This window comes from Bradyrhizobium sp. SRS-191 (genome assembly GCF_024586915.1).
In the GTDB taxonomy this organism is placed as follows: Bacteria; Pseudomonadota; Alphaproteobacteria; order Rhizobiales; family Xanthobacteraceae; genus Bradyrhizobium.
This window is the reverse complement of the sequence record NZ_JANBVS010000006.1, coordinates 349388-364497: the sequence shown is the minus strand read 5'-3', so window position 1 is coordinate 364497 and position 15110 is coordinate 349388. Positions and strand designations below refer to the sequence as shown.

Here is a 15110-nt window from a genome sequence, read left to right as displayed (position 1 = left end):
CACGGCCTCGCAGGCGGTCGCCGACGAGCATTCGTCGCATCACATCATCGGCGGTGAGCAGCTCACCTCGCTCCTGGTGTTCCGCGCCGGCACGGCGCAGCCCAAGGCGGTGCCGCTGGCGCTGGTCACGCGGCTCGAGGAGATCGCGGCCGACAAGATCGAGATCTCCAACGGCCGCTACATGGTGCAATACCGCGATCAGCTGATGCCGCTGGTGCAGATGGAAGGCGTCTCGGTGCAGACCACGGGATCGCAGCCGATCCTGGTGTTCGCCGACGAGACTCGCGCGATGGGCCTCGTGGTCGACGAGATCATCGACATCGTCGAGGAGCGTCTCAACATCCAGGTCTCCGGCGCCAAGGACGGCATCCTCGGCTCGGCCGTGATCAAGGGACAGGCGACCGAAGTCATCGACGTCGGCCACTTCCTGCCGATGGCCTTCGCCGACTGGTTCATCCGCAAGGAGATGGCGACCGAGGCGCAGACGCAGTCGGTGCTGCTGGTCGACGACTCGCCGTTCTTCCGCAACATGCTGGCGCCGGTGCTGAAGTCGGCCGGCTACAAGGTCCGCACCGCGGCCTCGGCCCTCGAGGGCCTGGCCACGCTGCGCTCCGGGCACAGCTTCGACATCGTCGTCACCGACATCGAGATGCCGGAGATGAACGGCTTCGAGTTCGCCGAGACCATCCGCGCCGACCAGAACCTGCATCATCTGCCGGTGATCGCGGTGTCGTCGCTGGTGTCGCCGGCGGCGATCGAGCGCGGCCGCCAGGCCGGCCTCTACGACTACATCGCCAAGTTCGACCGTCCGGGTCTGATCGCGGCGCTCAAGGAACAGATCGAGGAACGGGCCCGCGCCGACGCTGCGAAGCGTGCGGCGTAATGGGGAAGGGCAGGAGTAGCGTGCAATGAGCAGCAAGATTGAAACCACCGAGGGCGCCGTCGTCGAATACGTTACCGCGATGATCGGCGGCCAGCTGTTCGGCCTGCCGATTTCGCGGGTGCAGGACGTGTTCATGCCGGAGCGGGTGACGCGGGTGCCGCTGTCATCCACCGAGATCGCCGGCGTCCTGAACCTGCGCGGCCGCATCGTCACCGTCGTCGACATGCGGGCGCGGCTCGGACTTGCCCGCGCCGATGACGGCAAGCCGCCGATGGCGGTCGGCGTCGACCTGCGCGGCGAGTCCTATGGCCTGCTGATCGACCAGATCGGCGAGGTGCTGCGGCTGCCCGAGGAGAGCCGGGAGGAGAACCCGGTCAATCTCGATCCGCGCATGGCGAAGCTCGCCGGCGGCGTGCATCGCCTCGATGGCCAGCTGATGGTCATCCTCGATGTCGATCGCGTACTCGAACTTGCCGCCGACAAGATGGCGGCCTGAGCCGCAGCGTAAGCCCGCCCACGCGAGACCGCGCGGTCGGTTTGGACCCTGATCCCGAGAGGCTGAAATGAGAACGTGTCTGGTAGTTGACGACTCGAGCGTCATTCGAAAGGTGGCCCGCCGCATCCTGGAAGGTCTGGATTTCCAGATCGTGGAGGCGGAGGACGGCGAGCAGGCGCTGGAGATCTGCAAGCGCGGCCTCCCCGATGCGGTGCTGCTCGACTGGAACATGCCCGTCATGGACGGTTATGAGTTCCTCGGCAATCTCCGCCGCATGCCCGGCGGCGACGCGCCGAAAGTGGTGTTCTGCACCACCGAGAACGACGTCGCGCACATCGCACGCGCGCTGCACGCCGGCGCCAACGAGTACATCATGAAGCCGTTCGACAAGGACATCGTCACGGCGAAATTCCAGGAAGTCGGGCTGATCTGAACCTGTTCGGTTCGGATAGCCCGTGCTTGTCCGGGCTTGCCGTCGTCCTGTGCCTCTGTCCTGTTGGTGAACTATGAGCGTCGCGTTGGCCAGTTCTTCGATTCCAAGTTCGACCAGACAGGAGCCTCTCCGGGTGATGGTCGTGGACGATTCCGTGGTCATCCGCGGCATGATCTCGCGCTGGATTGCGTCTGAGCCAGACATGGTCGTGGCGGCGTCGCTGCGCACCGGCCTCGAGGCCGTCAATCAGATCGATCGCGTCAATCCCGATGTCGCCGTGCTCGACATCGAGATGCCCGAGCTCGACGGCATCGCGGCGCTGCCGAAGCTGCTTGCCAAGAAGAAGAACCTTGCGGTGATCATGGCGTCGACGCTGACACGTCGCAACGCCGAGATCAGCTTCAAGGCGATGTCGCTCGGCGCGGCCGACTACATCCCGAAGCCCGAGAGCACGCGTGAAGCCTCGGCGGCTGAGACTTTCCATTACGACCTGATCCAGAAGATCCGCAATCTCGGCGCCAAGGCGCGCCGCGCGGCTGCGCCCGTCGCCTATGCTCCGTCGCACGCTCCGCACGTGCAGGGATTGCGGACCGTGCCGGTGGCGCGTCCGGCCGCGGCGCCGATGCCGACACCTGCCGCGCCGGCTGCCGCCCTGGCGCGCCGCGCCTTCAGCACGCAGATGCCGAAGGTGCTCTTGATCGGCTCGTCGACCGGTGGTCCGCAGGCGCTGATGGCGGTGGTCACCGAGCTCGGGCCGGTCATCGACCGCTTCCCGGTGCTGATCACCCAGCACATGCCCCCGACCTTCACGACGATTTTGGCCGAGCATCTGGCGCGGTCGAGCCGCCGTCCCGCCCATGAGGCGGTCGATGGTGAGATCGTGAAGGCCGGAACGATCTATCTGGCGCCGGGTGGACGCCACATGCGGGTGGCGCGCCATGGAGCCGAGGTCGCGATCGCGCTCGACAATGGGCCCCCCATCAACTTCTGCAAGCCGGCGGTCGATCCGTTGTTCACGTCGGCCGTCGAGATCTGGCAGGGATCGACCCTTGCCGTGATCCTGACCGGCATGGGCTCCGACGGCATGCGCGGCGGCAAGGACATCGTTGCCGCCGGCGGCAGCGTCATCGCGCAGGACGAGGCGACCAGCGTGGTCTGGGGCATGCCCGGCGCGGCCGCCAATGCCGGCATCTGTGCGGCCATTCTTCCCTTGAATCAGATCGCGCCGAAGCTGGTCCGTCTGTTTGCTGGAGACCGTTCGTGACCCCCCTGGACTATGAGTTCTTGCGTAAGCTCCTGAAGGATCGGTCCGGCCTCGATCTGTCGGCCGACAAGCAATATCTGGTCGAAAGCCGGCTGCTGCCGCTGGCCCGCCGCGCCAACCTGCCGGGCATTCCGGAGCTGGTGCAGAAGATGAAGAGCGGTGGTGATCAGCTCACGACGCAGGTGGTCGAAGCGATGACCACCAACGAGACGTTCTTCTTCCGCGACAAGATTCCGTTCGATCATCTGCGCGAGGGGATCTTGCCGGCGCTGATCCAGGCGCGCGCCAGCCGCAGGTCGCTGCGGATCTGGTCGGCGGCCTGCTCGACCGGCCAGGAGCCCTATTCGATCGCGATGTGCCTGCGCGAATACGGCGCAGCGCTGGCCGGATGGCGGATCGAGATCGTCGCCACCGACCTCTCGCAGGAGGTGCTGGAAAAATCCAAGGCCGGCCTCTACAGCCAGTTCGAGGTGCAGCGCGGACTGCCGATCCAGTTGCTGGTGAAGTACTTCACCCAGCTCGGCGAGCTCTGGCAGCTCAGCGCCGACATTCGCGGCATGGTGCAGCATCGCCAGCTCAACCTGCTGCACGACTTCTCGCATCTCGGCAAATTCGACGTGATCTTCTGCCGCAACGTTCTGATCTATTTCGACCAGGACACCAAGGCTCAGATCTTCGAACGGATGGCCAAGGTGATGGAGCCGGACGGCACGCTGCTGCTGGGCGCCGCCGAGTCGGTCGTCGGCATCACCGACGCCTTCCGGCCCAATCAGGAGCGGCGTGGTCTGTACCAGATCAACCCCGTTCGCAGTCCGCGCGGCGGTGCGGCGCTGCTGCCCGGCCTGAAGGTCGTCGCGGCGCGCTGACGGCCGCCCCGCCGTCAAGCCATTGAACGGCCGGCGCAAACGTCGGCCGGGGCGCCGCGGATCTCCCGCAAGGCAAAATCTTTTTCCCGCGGGTGGAACCTTTTTCCCTCTGGCGCGTCGATTCACGCCTTGGTGTGGCCGAAGCGTGTTCGCTCGACGGCGGGGGAAAAATTGATGAAAACGAGCGTGCGTCCTCGAATCGTGGCGCGGGATCTCCCTGTCATTGCGAAATCGCCGACCGGGATCGACGGCCTCGACGAGGTCACTTTCGGCGGCCTTCCCCAGGGGCGGCCGACGCTGTTGTGCGGCGCCGCCGGCTGCGGCAAGACGCTGTTCGCGATGACGTTCCTGTACAACGGTGCAGTCGACTATGACGAGCCGGGCGTGTTCATCGCGTTCGAGGAGCAGCCCGAGGACCTGATCACGAACGTCGGCTCCCTGAGCTATGACGTCGAGCGGCTGATCGAGCAGAAGAAGATCGTCGTCGATCACATCCATCTCGACCGCAACGAGATCGAGGAGGCCGGCGACTACGACCTCGACGGCCTGTTCATCCGCATCGGCTTCGCGATCGACTCGATCGGCGCCAAGCGCGTCGTGATCGATACGATCGAAACCCTGTTCGGCGGCCTCGACAATCAGGCCGTGCTGCGCTCCGAGCTGCGCCGGCTGTTCGAATGGCTCAAGAGCAAGGGTGTCACCGCCATCATCACCGGCGAGCGCGGCGACGGCACGCTGACCCGCTACGGCCTGGAGGAATACGTCGCCGACTGCGTCATCCTGCTCGACAACCGCGTGCACGACCAGCTGTCGACGCGGCGCCTGCGGGTCGTGAAATATCGCGGCACGGCGCACGGCACCAACGAATATCCCTTCATCATCGACCAGGAAGGCATCACGGTGATGCCGATCACCTCGTCGGGCCTTTCGCATGATGTCTCGACGGAGCGGGTCTCGACGGGCATCGCCGATCTCGACGAGATGCTCGAGGGCCGTGGCTACTACAAGGGATCGAGCATCCTGATCTCGGGCATGGCCGGCGCCGGCAAGTCGACGGTCTCGGCGCATTTTGCCAACTCGATCTGTGCGGCCGGACAGCGCTGCATCTACTTTGCGCTGGAGGAATCGCCGCAGCAGATCGTGCGCAACATGAAATCGGTCGGTCTCGACCTGCAGCAATGGGTGGATCGCGGCCTCCTGCGCTTCTCGGCGCGCCGTCCCAACCTCTACGGGCTGGAGACCCACCTTGCCGCCATGCATCGTGAGGTCAAGGAGTTCGATCCCGCCGCCGTCGTGGTCGATCCGATCTCGTCATTGATGGGCGCCGGACTTGCCGGCGACGTGCATTCGATGACGCTGCGGCTGATCGATTTCCTGAAATCGCGCGGCGTGACCGCATTGTTCACCAATCTCGGCGCCGGCAGCGCGGAGACGGCGACCACGGAGATGCAGATCTCCTCGCTCACCGACACTTGGCTGCTGCTCTACAACCGCGAAAGCAATGGCGAGCACAATCGCCAGCTCTATCTGTTGAAGTCGCGCGGCATGGCGCACTCCAATCAGGTGCGCGAATTCCTGATGGGCAGCGACGGCATCTCGCTGCGCGAGGTCTATGTCGGGCCCGAGGGCGTGCTCACGGGATCGGCGCGGGTGGCCCAGGAGGTCAGGGACCGCGCCGATCGCCTGTTGCGCTCGCAGGACATGGAGCGCCGCACGCGCGAGATCGAGCGCCGTCGCCGCGAGATCGCGGCGCAGATCGAAACGCTGAAAGCGCAGCTTGTGAGCGAGGAGGGGGAAATGGAGCTTCTGAACCTGGAAGGCGCTGCCCGCGAGGATCAGCGCTCGGCCGACCGGATTGCCCTGGTCCAGAGCCGCTCGTCGAAGCGTGCGGCGAGCTCGCCGTCTCAACCGATGACATCACGCAAATGACGGCCACAGCGATGGAACAGGATGGCTATAATCTCAGGCTCTATGTCGCGGGCCAGACGCCGAAGTCGCTGGCCGCGCTCGCCAATCTCAAGAAGCTGTGCGAGACGCATCTGCCCGGCCGATACACCATCGAGGTGATCGACCTGATGAAGGATCCGGCGCTGGCGCAGCGCGATCAGATCGTCGCCATACCGACGCTGATCCGGCAACTGCCGGAGCCGCTCAAGCGCATCATCGGCGACCTCTCCAATGCGGAGAAGGTGCTCGTCGGTCTCGACATCGCGCCGAGCTGAACGGAGGACGTGTGGCAGCCAAGGACGCATTGCAGGCGGCGCGGCCGCGGAACGAGGCGGAAGAGACCGTCGAGGCGATCCATCGCGGCAACGTCGATGCCGTGGTGGTGCAGGGGCCAGGCGGCCCGCAGGTCATCATGCTGCAGGGCGCGGACGCGCCCTATCATGTCCTGGTCGAGCGAATGAGCGATGGGGCGCTGACGCTCGATGCCGATGGCAGCATCGTCTACGTCAATTCGAGACTTTGCGCGCTCACCGGGCTCGACGCGCAGCAATTGGTCGGACGCACCTTCGCCGAGCTGTTTGCAGGCCCGGTGCCGCAGCAACGCGCAGACGATGCGGCGAGCGATGCGCAGCTGTGCCGCTCCGATGGCAGCGACCTGCCGGTCTCGGTCTGGATGCGGCAGATGGCGATGGGCGGCGTGGTCGCCACGCTGGTGACCCTGACCGACATGTCGATCCAGCGCCGGGCGGAGGAGGTCGCCAACGCCGAGCGCTTCGCGCGGTCGATCCTGGAGCAGGCGACGGATGCCGTCGTCGTGCTCGCGCCCGACGGGCGTATCACGCATGCGAGCTGGGTGGCCGAACAACTCGCCGAACGCTCTCCGGTGGGGCAATTGTTCTCCGAGGCGTTTCCGCTCCACGCCCAGAGCGCGAACCAGGAAGGCACCTTGACGCGCTTCTCGCGCGAGAGTCTCGATCGGGCGCTGGCGACCAAGCCGTTTCATGGCGTCGAGGTGCGTCTGCGCGATGAGCGGATGTCGGGGCGTTCGTTCCTGCTATCGGGAGGTCCGCTGGTCAACGACGCCAAGGAGACGGTCGGTTCGATCGTCACCTTGACCGACATCACCGATCGCAAGCGTGCCGAAGAGCAGCAGACCGTCCTGGTCGCCGAGCTCAACCACCGCGTCAAGAACATCCTGGCCATCGTGCAGTCGGTCGCCGGCCAGACGCTGCGGACCTCGCCGTCGCTGCCGGCCTTCAACAAGGCGTTCTCCGGACGCATCCAGGCGGTCTCCATCGCCCACGACATCCTGACCCAGACGCGCTGGATCGGAATCGGATTCAACGAGCTGCTCACGACGGTGCTCGCGCCCTATGGCGTCGGCGAGGGCCGCATCAGCATCGAAGGGCCGCCGGTGCTGCTGGAGGCACGGCTGGTGCTGCCGCTCTCGATGGTGCTGCACGAGCTCGCAACCAACGCCTCGAAATATGGCGCGCTGTCAGCGCCGTTCGGCCAAGTCACGATCAGCTGGCAGCTGTGCGATGATCGGCGCCGGCTGGAGCTCGTCTGGCTCGAGCGTGGCGGACCGCCGATCGAGGGCAACGGATCGCGCGGTTTCGGCACCACCCTGATCGATCGCGTGGTCCGCTTCGATCTCGACGGCGAAGCGGATCTGGCGTTCGCTCGTGAGGGGATCCGCTGCACGCTGAGATTTGCCCTGTCGGCCGAGGCGATGCCCGAGCAGGTGCCGGCGTCCGCCGTGCAGCCGGACTAGATTGTTCAACTCCGCAAGAACGCCGTCTCGCACATGGCGCGTAGCGCGCGCTCGTCGAACGGCTTGGCGAGCCGCGGCAGGTTGCGGAATTCCGGAGGGAACAGGGTCGCATCATCGTAGCCGGAGGTGATGACGATCTTCAGCCCGAGCGCGATCAGTTGCGGCAGGATGGCGAAGATCTGTTCGCCGCGCAGATTGACGTCGAGCAATGCACCATCGATGTTGCCGCGTTCGGCTTCGCGCAGCACCTCGGGGACGCGCGACACCGGACCGATCACCTCGCAGCCGAATCCCTGCAGCACCGTCTCGAGCTCGAGCGCAATCAGTCCCTCGTCCTCGGCGACCAGGATGCGCAAACCTTCGAGCTGAGCGTTGTCGGTCGTCATGCCTCACATCCGGTCGCTGCCGCCGCGTCCAGGAGTTCCGTCCCCTTGCTCTATCTAACCATCCGGCGCGGAGTGTCGAGGCGTTTTCGTTGCTTATTGCTAACGCTCTACACGATCGCGTGCGGCAAAAAGCGCGAGCGGTTGCCGGTGATCGGAGTTGCATCTTCCCGGATCGACATCCCGCACGGCGCATGGGCCACCAGCCAGCTGCCGATCACCGGGAAAACGCCGCCGAAATCCGGCAACGGGGCCAGCGCCTGGCGGATGAAGCCCTCCGCACCGTAAGGCCCGTCCTGGGCCGAGACGGCGACGCCGTCGGACACCAGGCTGACATTGGCGCCTTCACGCGAGTAGATCGGCTTGCGCACGAAGCTCGGGCCAAGGCTCGCCGCCTTGGGATCGTCCTCGAAATAGGCCGGCAGCAGGTTTGGATGACCTTCGAACATCTGCCAGAGCAGCGGCAGAAGGCCCTTGTTCGACAGGATCGACTTCCACGGCGGTTCGATCCATTGCGTCGGCGCGCTTGAAAGCTTCGCGCCGAATGCGTCTTGGAACATCCATTCCCAGGGATAGAGCTTGAAGGCGAGCGCGATGTCGTTGTTGTCGAGATCGACGAAGCCGCCGACTTTGTCGCGCCAGCCGACGTCGGCGATGTCAAGCACGGTTGTCGACAAGCCGGCCTGCGTGGCGGTGTCGGCGAGATAGGCCAGTGTGGCCGCGTCCTCGGCTTCACCGGTCATTCCCGTCAGGTGCAGCCGTCGTCCCTTGCCCAGGGACCGCCAGCGTTCGATCAGCCGCTCGTGGATCGAATTGTACTGGTCGGCGCGGCCGGGGACGATGCGTCGCTCGATCGCCTGCTCGAGCCAGGTCCATTGAAAGACGGCGGCTTCGAAGATCGAGGTCGGCGTATCGGCATTGTATTCGAGCAGCTTCGCCGGCGCGCGGCCGCCGTCGCGAAAGCCTGGAAAGCTGAGGTCGAGCCGTCCATAGAGGCTGTCATCTCTCCGCTTCCAGCTGTCCGCCAGCAGCGGCCAGAAGGCCTGCGGGATTTTCAGTCGTCGCAGCAGCGCCTCGTCGGCGACGACCTTGCCGACCAGCTCCAGACACATCTGCTCGATCTCGGCGGTCGGCTCCTCGATGCCGAGCTCGATCTCCGCGATCGTGAACGCGTAGTAGGCACGCTCGTCCCAATAGCGCTCGCCGTCGAGCTCGTAGAAGTCGAAGCCGCATTGCTCGGCCGTCTGCCGCCAGTCGTCGCGCTCGGGGCAGGGGATGCGCTGCATCTCAGCCATCCACCGCCGCGACAACCACCGACGCAACAACATGTGCCGTGCCCATAGACGCGGGGCACAGCACGGCCGCGCTGCGTTTGACGGCGCGGCCGCGGAGGACGCGTAGCTCCGCCGCAGGGTCTTGCCCGATGGCGGCAGCCTCGATCGTCGTCGGCGCCATCCGGCGCGAACGTGTCTCCGGATGCATTCCGATCAGTCGGCGGGCGAGTTTTTTATGATCGTTGGTCTGTGTCAAAGATCCGAATCCGAACGAACAACACAAAGGCGGTGTTTTCGCGGCAACTCCGCGACGGAAATCAGCCGCCGCGCCCGAACCCGAACGCGTGCGCAAAGCCGCCGAAGCCGCCGCGCGAGACGTGGGCGGAGGACGCGTCGGCGACGTGGCTCGAAGCGCTGCCGCGAGAGTCGGAGTCGCCGCTCGAAAATCCCCAGCGGCCGGAGCCGCCGCCGCCGCTGCTGCTCGAACGGCGCGAGTTGCATTCGCCCGTCTGCGGCTGACCGGCCATCGTCGGCGTCTCCGCGCCTTCCGGACAGCTCTGCTGGCGCGGCATCAGCGCGTAGGCCGTGCCGCCGACGGCGAGTGTCCCCATCAGCAGCAACGCGACATGGCCGGAGCGCTTCACCGGCGGGGTCGGCGGCGGCGGCGGCAGCGGCCTTCGCTTGCCGAATTCGGGGCGTTGCTCGGGCATGTCAGTAGATCATCGAGGCGGCGTTGAGCGCGCCGGCGGAGAGCGAGGCCAGCCCGAGCCAGATGGCGGAGGCCAGCTCGCCGGCGACGATGCGGTTGGCGAGATCGGGCACCGGGATGCGCACGAGATAATAGACGATGACCTGCACGATCAGCGCCACCAGCGCCCAGATCAGGCAGTCCAGCACATTGGCCGAATGCGCGATGGCGCTGACCAAAGGCAGGGTGAAGCCGAGCAGGCTGAGGCCGAGCGAAATCGCCGCCGACGGGTGATTGTCCCGGATCAGCTGGAATTCATTGTAGGGCGTGACGCGGGTGTAGATGAACAGGTACGCCGTCACCGCGACCAGCGCGGTACAGAAATACACCAGGAAAGCCGGCAGGCCGGCGAGCGATTGCAGGATCATGATCAGGCCAGGCGCGTGGAGTTCTGGTGTGTCGCGACGCCAGCCTGACCGGTTCGACGTGAAGAAAGTCTATCCGCCGGCCTGACTGGCCTGATTCAGCATCTGCAACACGGAATCGCCGGTCTTGCGGGTGTGGGCGCTGAGCGCCTGCGCGAAGCCCGGGGCGTCGCGGGCGCGCAGCAGCGTCATGAAGGCTTCGTGCTCCCTGAGCGACTCGTCCCAGCGGGTGGCATCGTAATTGGCGACCGCACGGGCGCGGAACACGCTCGCATGCAAGGTGCTCCACATGTTCAGCAGCACGGCATTGCCGGCGAGTCTGGTGATCTCGGCGTGGATCTGCTGGTTCAGCCGGAAATAGGCGGCGCGCTCGGCTGCATGGTGCATCGCGACCAGTTCGGCATGCATGCCGTCGAGCCTGGCGATGTCATCGACCGTTGCGCGCGTGGCGGCAGCGTGTCCGGCGGCGGCATCCAGCGCGACCATGACGTCGAAAATCTCGGCGATCTCGCGGGCGTCGATCGGCGTCACCACCGGCGTGCGATGCGGGCGCAGCTCGATCAGGCCCTCGGCGGCAAGGATCTTGAACGCCTCCCGCAGCGGCGTGCGCGACACGCCGAACGTCTCGCACAGCATGCGCTCGGGCAGCGGCGCGCCGGCCGCGAGCTCGCCGTCGATGATCATCTCGCGCACCTTGGCGACGAGCTGATCATGCAGCGACAACCGCGCCAGCGGCCGCGTCGGCTGGTCGGACGACAGCTTCAGCCGCGCCGGCTTGAAGCGCGTCTTGAGCTTGGGCCGGGATGCCGGGGTGGTCATGACGGCTGCAGTGGCTCCCCACGATTGCCTGAATTTCGGGCGACGCGCCCGCAGATCAGGCAAATCATTGAAAATCGATGTAATAGAAGCTATTGAAATATCGTCATAAAATCAAGATCGCATATCGCATCCAAATGGCATGTGGTTTGCTGAAGGCAGGGAAAGCCTGTCGATCGACCTGCCTTGGACTTGCCTTGGGACCTGCCTTGGGACCTGCCTTGGAGATGACCGTGAACCGTTTCGTGCTGCCCATTCTCGCTGTGCTCGCGCTGGCGCTGCCTTCGCTCAGCTTCGCCGACGACGCACCCAAGATCAAACTCGGCTACGCCAAATGCGCGCATTGCACGCCGATGTCGCTGACGCCGCAATTCGCCGAAGGCGTCGCCATCGACGCGGTCGGCTTCAACACCGGCACCGATGCGCTGACCGCTCTGGTGTCGAAGAACATCGACGTCGCGCAGGTGACCTACCTCCACTACGCCATCGCGCTCGACAAGGGCTTCGACGTCGTCGCCATCTCCGGCCAGGTCAATGGCGGCTCGGCGATGCTGCTCGCCAACGACATTGATCTGCCGCAGGGCGACTGGGCCGCGCTGAAGGCTCTGATTGCGAAGTACAAGGCCGAGGGCAAGCCGTTCCGCGTCGCCGCCTCGCGCGGCAATGCGCAGGACATCCACATGCGCGGCGCCTTCGCCAAGCAGGGCATCGACATCAACAAGGACGTGCAGTTCATCAACATCCCCAATCCGTCCGACCATCTGCAGGCGCTGCGCCGGGGCGAGGTCGAGCTGATCTGCACCGTCGAGCCGTTCGCCACCCAGATCATGCAGGCCAAGGCGGCAAAATTCTTCGGCTTCCCCTACGACCAGGCCGCCGGCAAGCTGACCAATCTGATCCTCACCCGCTCCGACGTCATCGCCTCCAACCCGAAGGCGCTGGAGGGCGTGGTGCGCGCGGTGGTGAGGGTCGACGCGCACATCGCCGCCGACAAGCCGGCGCTGATCGAGGTCATCTCCAAGGTCACCGGCTTGGACAAGGCGATCGCCACCGGCGCGGTCGAGAACCTCGATCCCGATCCGAAGATGTATCGCTCCTCAGCGCTCGCCATCGCCGCGATGATGCGCGACCTGAAATACATCAACTCGGACGTCACGGCCGCCGTCGAGAAGAACCTCGACTACCGCTTCCTGGAAGCCGCCACCGGCAAGCCGAAGACCGAGCTCGGCTACTGAGATGACGGCGCTCGCCCAGCTCAGGAAGCTCGACCGCGCCATCGTCCCCGTGCTCGTGCTCGCGGGCTGGGAAGCCTTCTCCCGTTCGGGCGCGTTGCCGGCGGCGCTGCTGCCGGCGCCGTCGACCGTGGTGTGGGCGTGGGCGGACTGGCTGGTCGGCACCGACGGCAACACCCAGACCTATAGCGGCCATTGGCTGGCCGACATGCTGGCGAGCCTGTCGCGCGTCGCGGCGGGCTTCGCCATTGCCACCCTTCTCGGCGTGGCGCTCGGCGTCGCCATCGGCTGGTCGCGCAAGATCGAGATCGTGATCGAGCCGACCTTGCAGATGCTGCGCCCGATCCCGCCGGTGTCGTGGATCCCGCTCGCCATCATCTGGTTCGGCATCGCCAACAAGCCGGCGATCTTCCTGGTGTTCCTCGGCGCGTTCTTCCCGATCCTGCTCAACACCATCCATGGCGTGAAGACCTGCGATCGCAACCTGATCCGCGCCGGCGCCATGGTCGGCGGCAGCGAGCGCAAGCTGCTGCGCTACATCGTCGTGCCTGCGGCGATGCCAAGCATATTCGCAGGCCTGCGCATCGGCATCGGCTCGGCCTGGATGCTCACCGTCACCGCCGAGATGGTCGCGGTGAAGAGCGGGCTCGGCTACGTGCTGTGGGACAGCTATTATTTCCTGCGCTACGATCTGGTGCTGGCGGCGATGGCGAGCATTGGCCTGCTCGGCTTCTGCAGCGACCTCGCCATCCGCACCGCGATGGCCCGCGTGCTGCACTGGCAGCGCAACACCACCCTGCGCGGCGGAGAGTGACATGGCGACGATCGACATCTCCGGCGTCTCCAAGATCTTTACGGACAAGAAGCGCAACGCCGACGTCACCGCGCTCTCCGACATCAACCTGTCCATCGCGCGCAACGAGTTCGTCTGCCTGCTCGGCCCGTCCGGCTGCGGCAAGTCGACTCTTCTCAACATGATCGCCGGCTTCGAGCAGCCGAGCGCCGGTACGGTCAGCGTCGACGGCCGGCCCGTGACCGCGCCGGGCGCCGATCGCGGCGTCGTTTTCCAGCACGCCAACCTGATGCCGTGGCTGCCGGTGTGGGAGAATGTCGCCTTTCACCTGCTGCTGGGAGGTGGCCAGAAGGCCGAGCGCCGCGCGCGGGCGCAGATCTATATCGACATGGTTGGCCTCACCGGCTTCGAGAACCACTATCCATCCGAGCTGTCGGGCGGCATGAACCAGCGCGTCGGCATCGCCCGCGCGCTGCTGATGAACCCGCAAGTGATCCTGATGGATGAGCCGTTCGGCGCGCTCGACGAGCAGACTCGCATGGACATGCAGACCGAGCTGGTGCGGATCTGGCAGCAGCACCAGGGCACGATCGTGTTCGTCACCCATGGCGTCGACGAGGCGTTGACCTTGGGCACGCATGTCGCCGTGATGAGCGCGCGACCGGGGCGTGTCGTCGAGATCATCCCGATCGATCTGCCGCGGCCGCGCGATATCACCTCACCGCAGTTCAATGCGCTGAAGCGGCATATCCTTGCGCTCCTGAGGGGCGAAAGGGCGGAGCAGGAGAGGGCGTTGGCATGATGCGCGATCGGCACCATGTGGCGACACGGGCAGTGCACCCTCTCCCCTTGCGGGAGAGGGTGGTTTCTCACGAAGTGAGAAACCGGGTGAGGGGTCTCTTTCCGCGTTCGCATTTGTCGAGGCATACCCCTCACCCAACCGAGTTCGCTGCACCTTCGTACATGCCCTCTCCCACAAGGGGAGAGGGTGCAGTCACGGGCGGCTCGCTTGCGGCTGCTGTCGAAGTATTTTCCCGCATGTTGGCGTCGACTGTGGCAAAGGGACTCGTTCACCCATGACCAAACGCACCCTTCTAGGCATGCTGACGCCGTCGTCGAACACCGCGCTGGAGCCGATCACCTCGGCAATGGTCGCTGGCCTGCCCAACGTCTCCGCGCATTTCTCCCGCTTCAAGGTCACCGAGATCGCGCTCTCCACTGACGCCCTGGCGCAGTTCGACATCAGCAACATCCTGCGCGCGGCTGAGTTGCTCGCGCATGCCAAGGTCGACGTCATCGGCTGGAACGGCACCTCGTCCGGCTGGCTCGGCTTCGAGGCCGACGTGAGGCTCTGCGAGCAGATCACGGCGGTGACCGGCATCCCCGCGACCACCTCGATGCTGGCGCTGAACGAGATCCTGGCGGCCGCGAAAGCCACATCGCTCGGTCTCGTCACGCCCTATCGCGACGACGTGCAGGCGCGCATCATCGCCAACTATGCGAAGCTCGGCATCGCCTGCCGCGGCGACCGGCACCTCAACCTGCAGGACAATTTCTCCTTCGCCGAGGTGACGCCCGCCGAGATCGAGACCATGATCCGCGAGGTCGCGCGCGAGAAGCCGGATGCGATCGCGGTGGTCTGCACCAACATGCGCGCCGCCCCGCTGGTGGCGCGGCTCGAGCTGGAGACCGGCATTCCGATTCTCGACACCATCGCCACCGTGGTATGGAAGTCGCTGAAGCTGGCCGGCACGGATCCCCGTGGCATCAGCGAATGGGGATCGCTGTTTCACAAATTCGCCTGAGCCTCGATTGCTGGAATTGGGAGAGCGCGTC

At 65.6% G+C, this 15110-nt stretch carries 18 protein-coding genes; 12 read left to right on the top strand and 6 right to left on the bottom strand.

The genetic code is table 11. The annotated features are described in order from the left end of the window. From NLR35_RS14275 to NLR35_RS14240, 8 genes are all read left to right on the top strand, one after another. Positions 1–883, top strand: an 883-nt coding sequence (locus NLR35_RS14275) for a response regulator (protein WP_257167156.1), incomplete at its 5' end; no start/stop codon positions are given. A gap of 25 nt (positions 884–908) precedes the next feature. Then, on the top strand, positions 909–1379 hold the full coding sequence (locus NLR35_RS14270) for a chemotaxis protein CheW (RefSeq protein ID WP_006613313.1): 471 nt from the start codon (positions 909–911) through the stop codon (positions 1377–1379). 67 nt (positions 1380–1446) lie between these two features. Beyond that, the gene (locus NLR35_RS14265) at positions 1447–1812 is read left to right on the top strand and encodes a PleD family two-component system response regulator (RefSeq protein WP_006613312.1); all 366 of its coding nucleotides are present in this window, start codon (positions 1447–1449) and stop codon (positions 1810–1812) included. A gap of 73 nt (positions 1813–1885) precedes the next feature. After that, a complete protein-coding gene (locus NLR35_RS14260; RefSeq protein WP_257167155.1) occupies positions 1886–3076 on the top strand; it encodes a chemotaxis response regulator protein-glutamate methylesterase in 1191 nt (396 codons plus the stop codon). After that, complete coding sequence (locus NLR35_RS14255; protein ID WP_257167154.1) at positions 3073–3942, top strand: protein-glutamate O-methyltransferase CheR; 870 nt, start codon at positions 3073–3075, stop codon at positions 3940–3942. Before NLR35_RS14260 ends, NLR35_RS14255 begins: the two co-directional genes overlap by 4 nt. A 174-nt stretch (positions 3943–4116) precedes the next feature. Next, positions 4117–5871, top strand: a complete 1755-nt coding sequence (gene kaiC, locus NLR35_RS14250) for a circadian clock protein KaiC (protein WP_257167153.1) — start codon at positions 4117–4119, stop codon at positions 5869–5871. Beyond that, positions 5868–6164, top strand: a complete 297-nt coding sequence (locus NLR35_RS14245; protein WP_006613308.1) for a circadian clock KaiB family protein — start codon at positions 5868–5870, stop codon at positions 6162–6164. The genes kaiC and NLR35_RS14245 overlap by 4 nt, the downstream gene beginning before the upstream one ends. Before the next feature lie 11 nt (positions 6165–6175). Then, complete coding sequence (locus tag NLR35_RS14240; RefSeq protein ID WP_257167152.1) at positions 6176–7663, top strand: sensor histidine kinase; 1488 nt, start codon at positions 6176–6178, stop codon at positions 7661–7663. A gap of 5 nt (positions 7664–7668) precedes the next feature. Here NLR35_RS14240 and NLR35_RS14235 read toward each other — a convergent pair whose 3' ends face one another. From NLR35_RS14235 to NLR35_RS14210, 6 genes are all read right to left on the bottom strand, one after another. Next, positions 7669–8049: a hypothetical protein gene (locus tag NLR35_RS14235; protein ID WP_257167151.1), complete on the bottom strand. Its 381-nt coding sequence runs from the start codon at positions 8047–8049 to the stop codon at positions 7669–7671. A gap of 107 nt (positions 8050–8156) precedes the next feature. After that, positions 8157–9332, bottom strand: a complete 1176-nt coding sequence (locus tag NLR35_RS14230) for a glutathionylspermidine synthase family protein (RefSeq protein ID WP_257167150.1) — start codon at positions 9330–9332, stop codon at positions 8157–8159. Between the two features lies 1 nt (position 9333). Next, complete coding sequence (locus NLR35_RS14225; protein WP_257167149.1) at positions 9334–9576, bottom strand: hypothetical protein; 243 nt, start codon at positions 9574–9576, stop codon at positions 9334–9336. 61 nt (positions 9577–9637) lie between these two features. Continuing rightward, positions 9638–10030 carry a hypothetical protein gene (locus tag NLR35_RS14220; RefSeq protein ID WP_257167148.1) on the bottom strand — a complete coding sequence of 131 codons (393 nt, stop codon included), beginning with the start codon at positions 10028–10030 and terminating at the stop codon, positions 9638–9640. Between the two features lies 1 nt (position 10031). After that, a complete protein-coding gene (locus tag NLR35_RS14215; RefSeq protein WP_009028393.1) occupies positions 10032–10436 on the bottom strand; it encodes a DUF350 domain-containing protein in 405 nt (134 codons plus the stop codon). A 69-nt stretch (positions 10437–10505) separates the two neighbouring features. After that, complete coding sequence (locus tag NLR35_RS14210; protein ID WP_257167147.1) at positions 10506–11252, bottom strand: GntR family transcriptional regulator; 747 nt, start codon at positions 11250–11252, stop codon at positions 10506–10508. A gap of 224 nt (positions 11253–11476) precedes the next feature. Here NLR35_RS14210 and NLR35_RS14205 point away from each other — a divergent pair, with 224 nt between their 5' ends. The 4 genes from NLR35_RS14205 (at position 11477) to NLR35_RS14190 (ending at position 15079) form a co-directional block, all read left to right on the top strand. Beyond that, positions 11477–12484 (top strand): ABC transporter substrate-binding protein, encoded by a 1008-nt coding sequence (locus NLR35_RS14205; protein WP_257167146.1) that lies wholly within the window; start codon positions 11477–11479, stop codon positions 12482–12484. A gap of 1 nt (position 12485) precedes the next feature. Next, positions 12486–13295 (top strand): ABC transporter permease, encoded by an 810-nt coding sequence (locus NLR35_RS14200; protein WP_257167145.1) that lies wholly within the window; start codon positions 12486–12488, stop codon positions 13293–13295. Position 13296: 1 nt separating this feature from the next. Continuing rightward, the gene (locus NLR35_RS14195) at positions 13297–14076 is read left to right on the top strand and encodes an ABC transporter ATP-binding protein (RefSeq protein WP_257167144.1); all 780 of its coding nucleotides are present in this window, start codon (positions 13297–13299) and stop codon (positions 14074–14076) included. 274 nt (positions 14077–14350) lie between these two features. After that, on the top strand, positions 14351–15079 hold the full coding sequence (locus tag NLR35_RS14190) for an aspartate/glutamate racemase family protein (protein ID WP_257167143.1): 729 nt from the start codon (positions 14351–14353) through the stop codon (positions 15077–15079). Positions 15080–15110 lie beyond the last annotated feature (31 nt).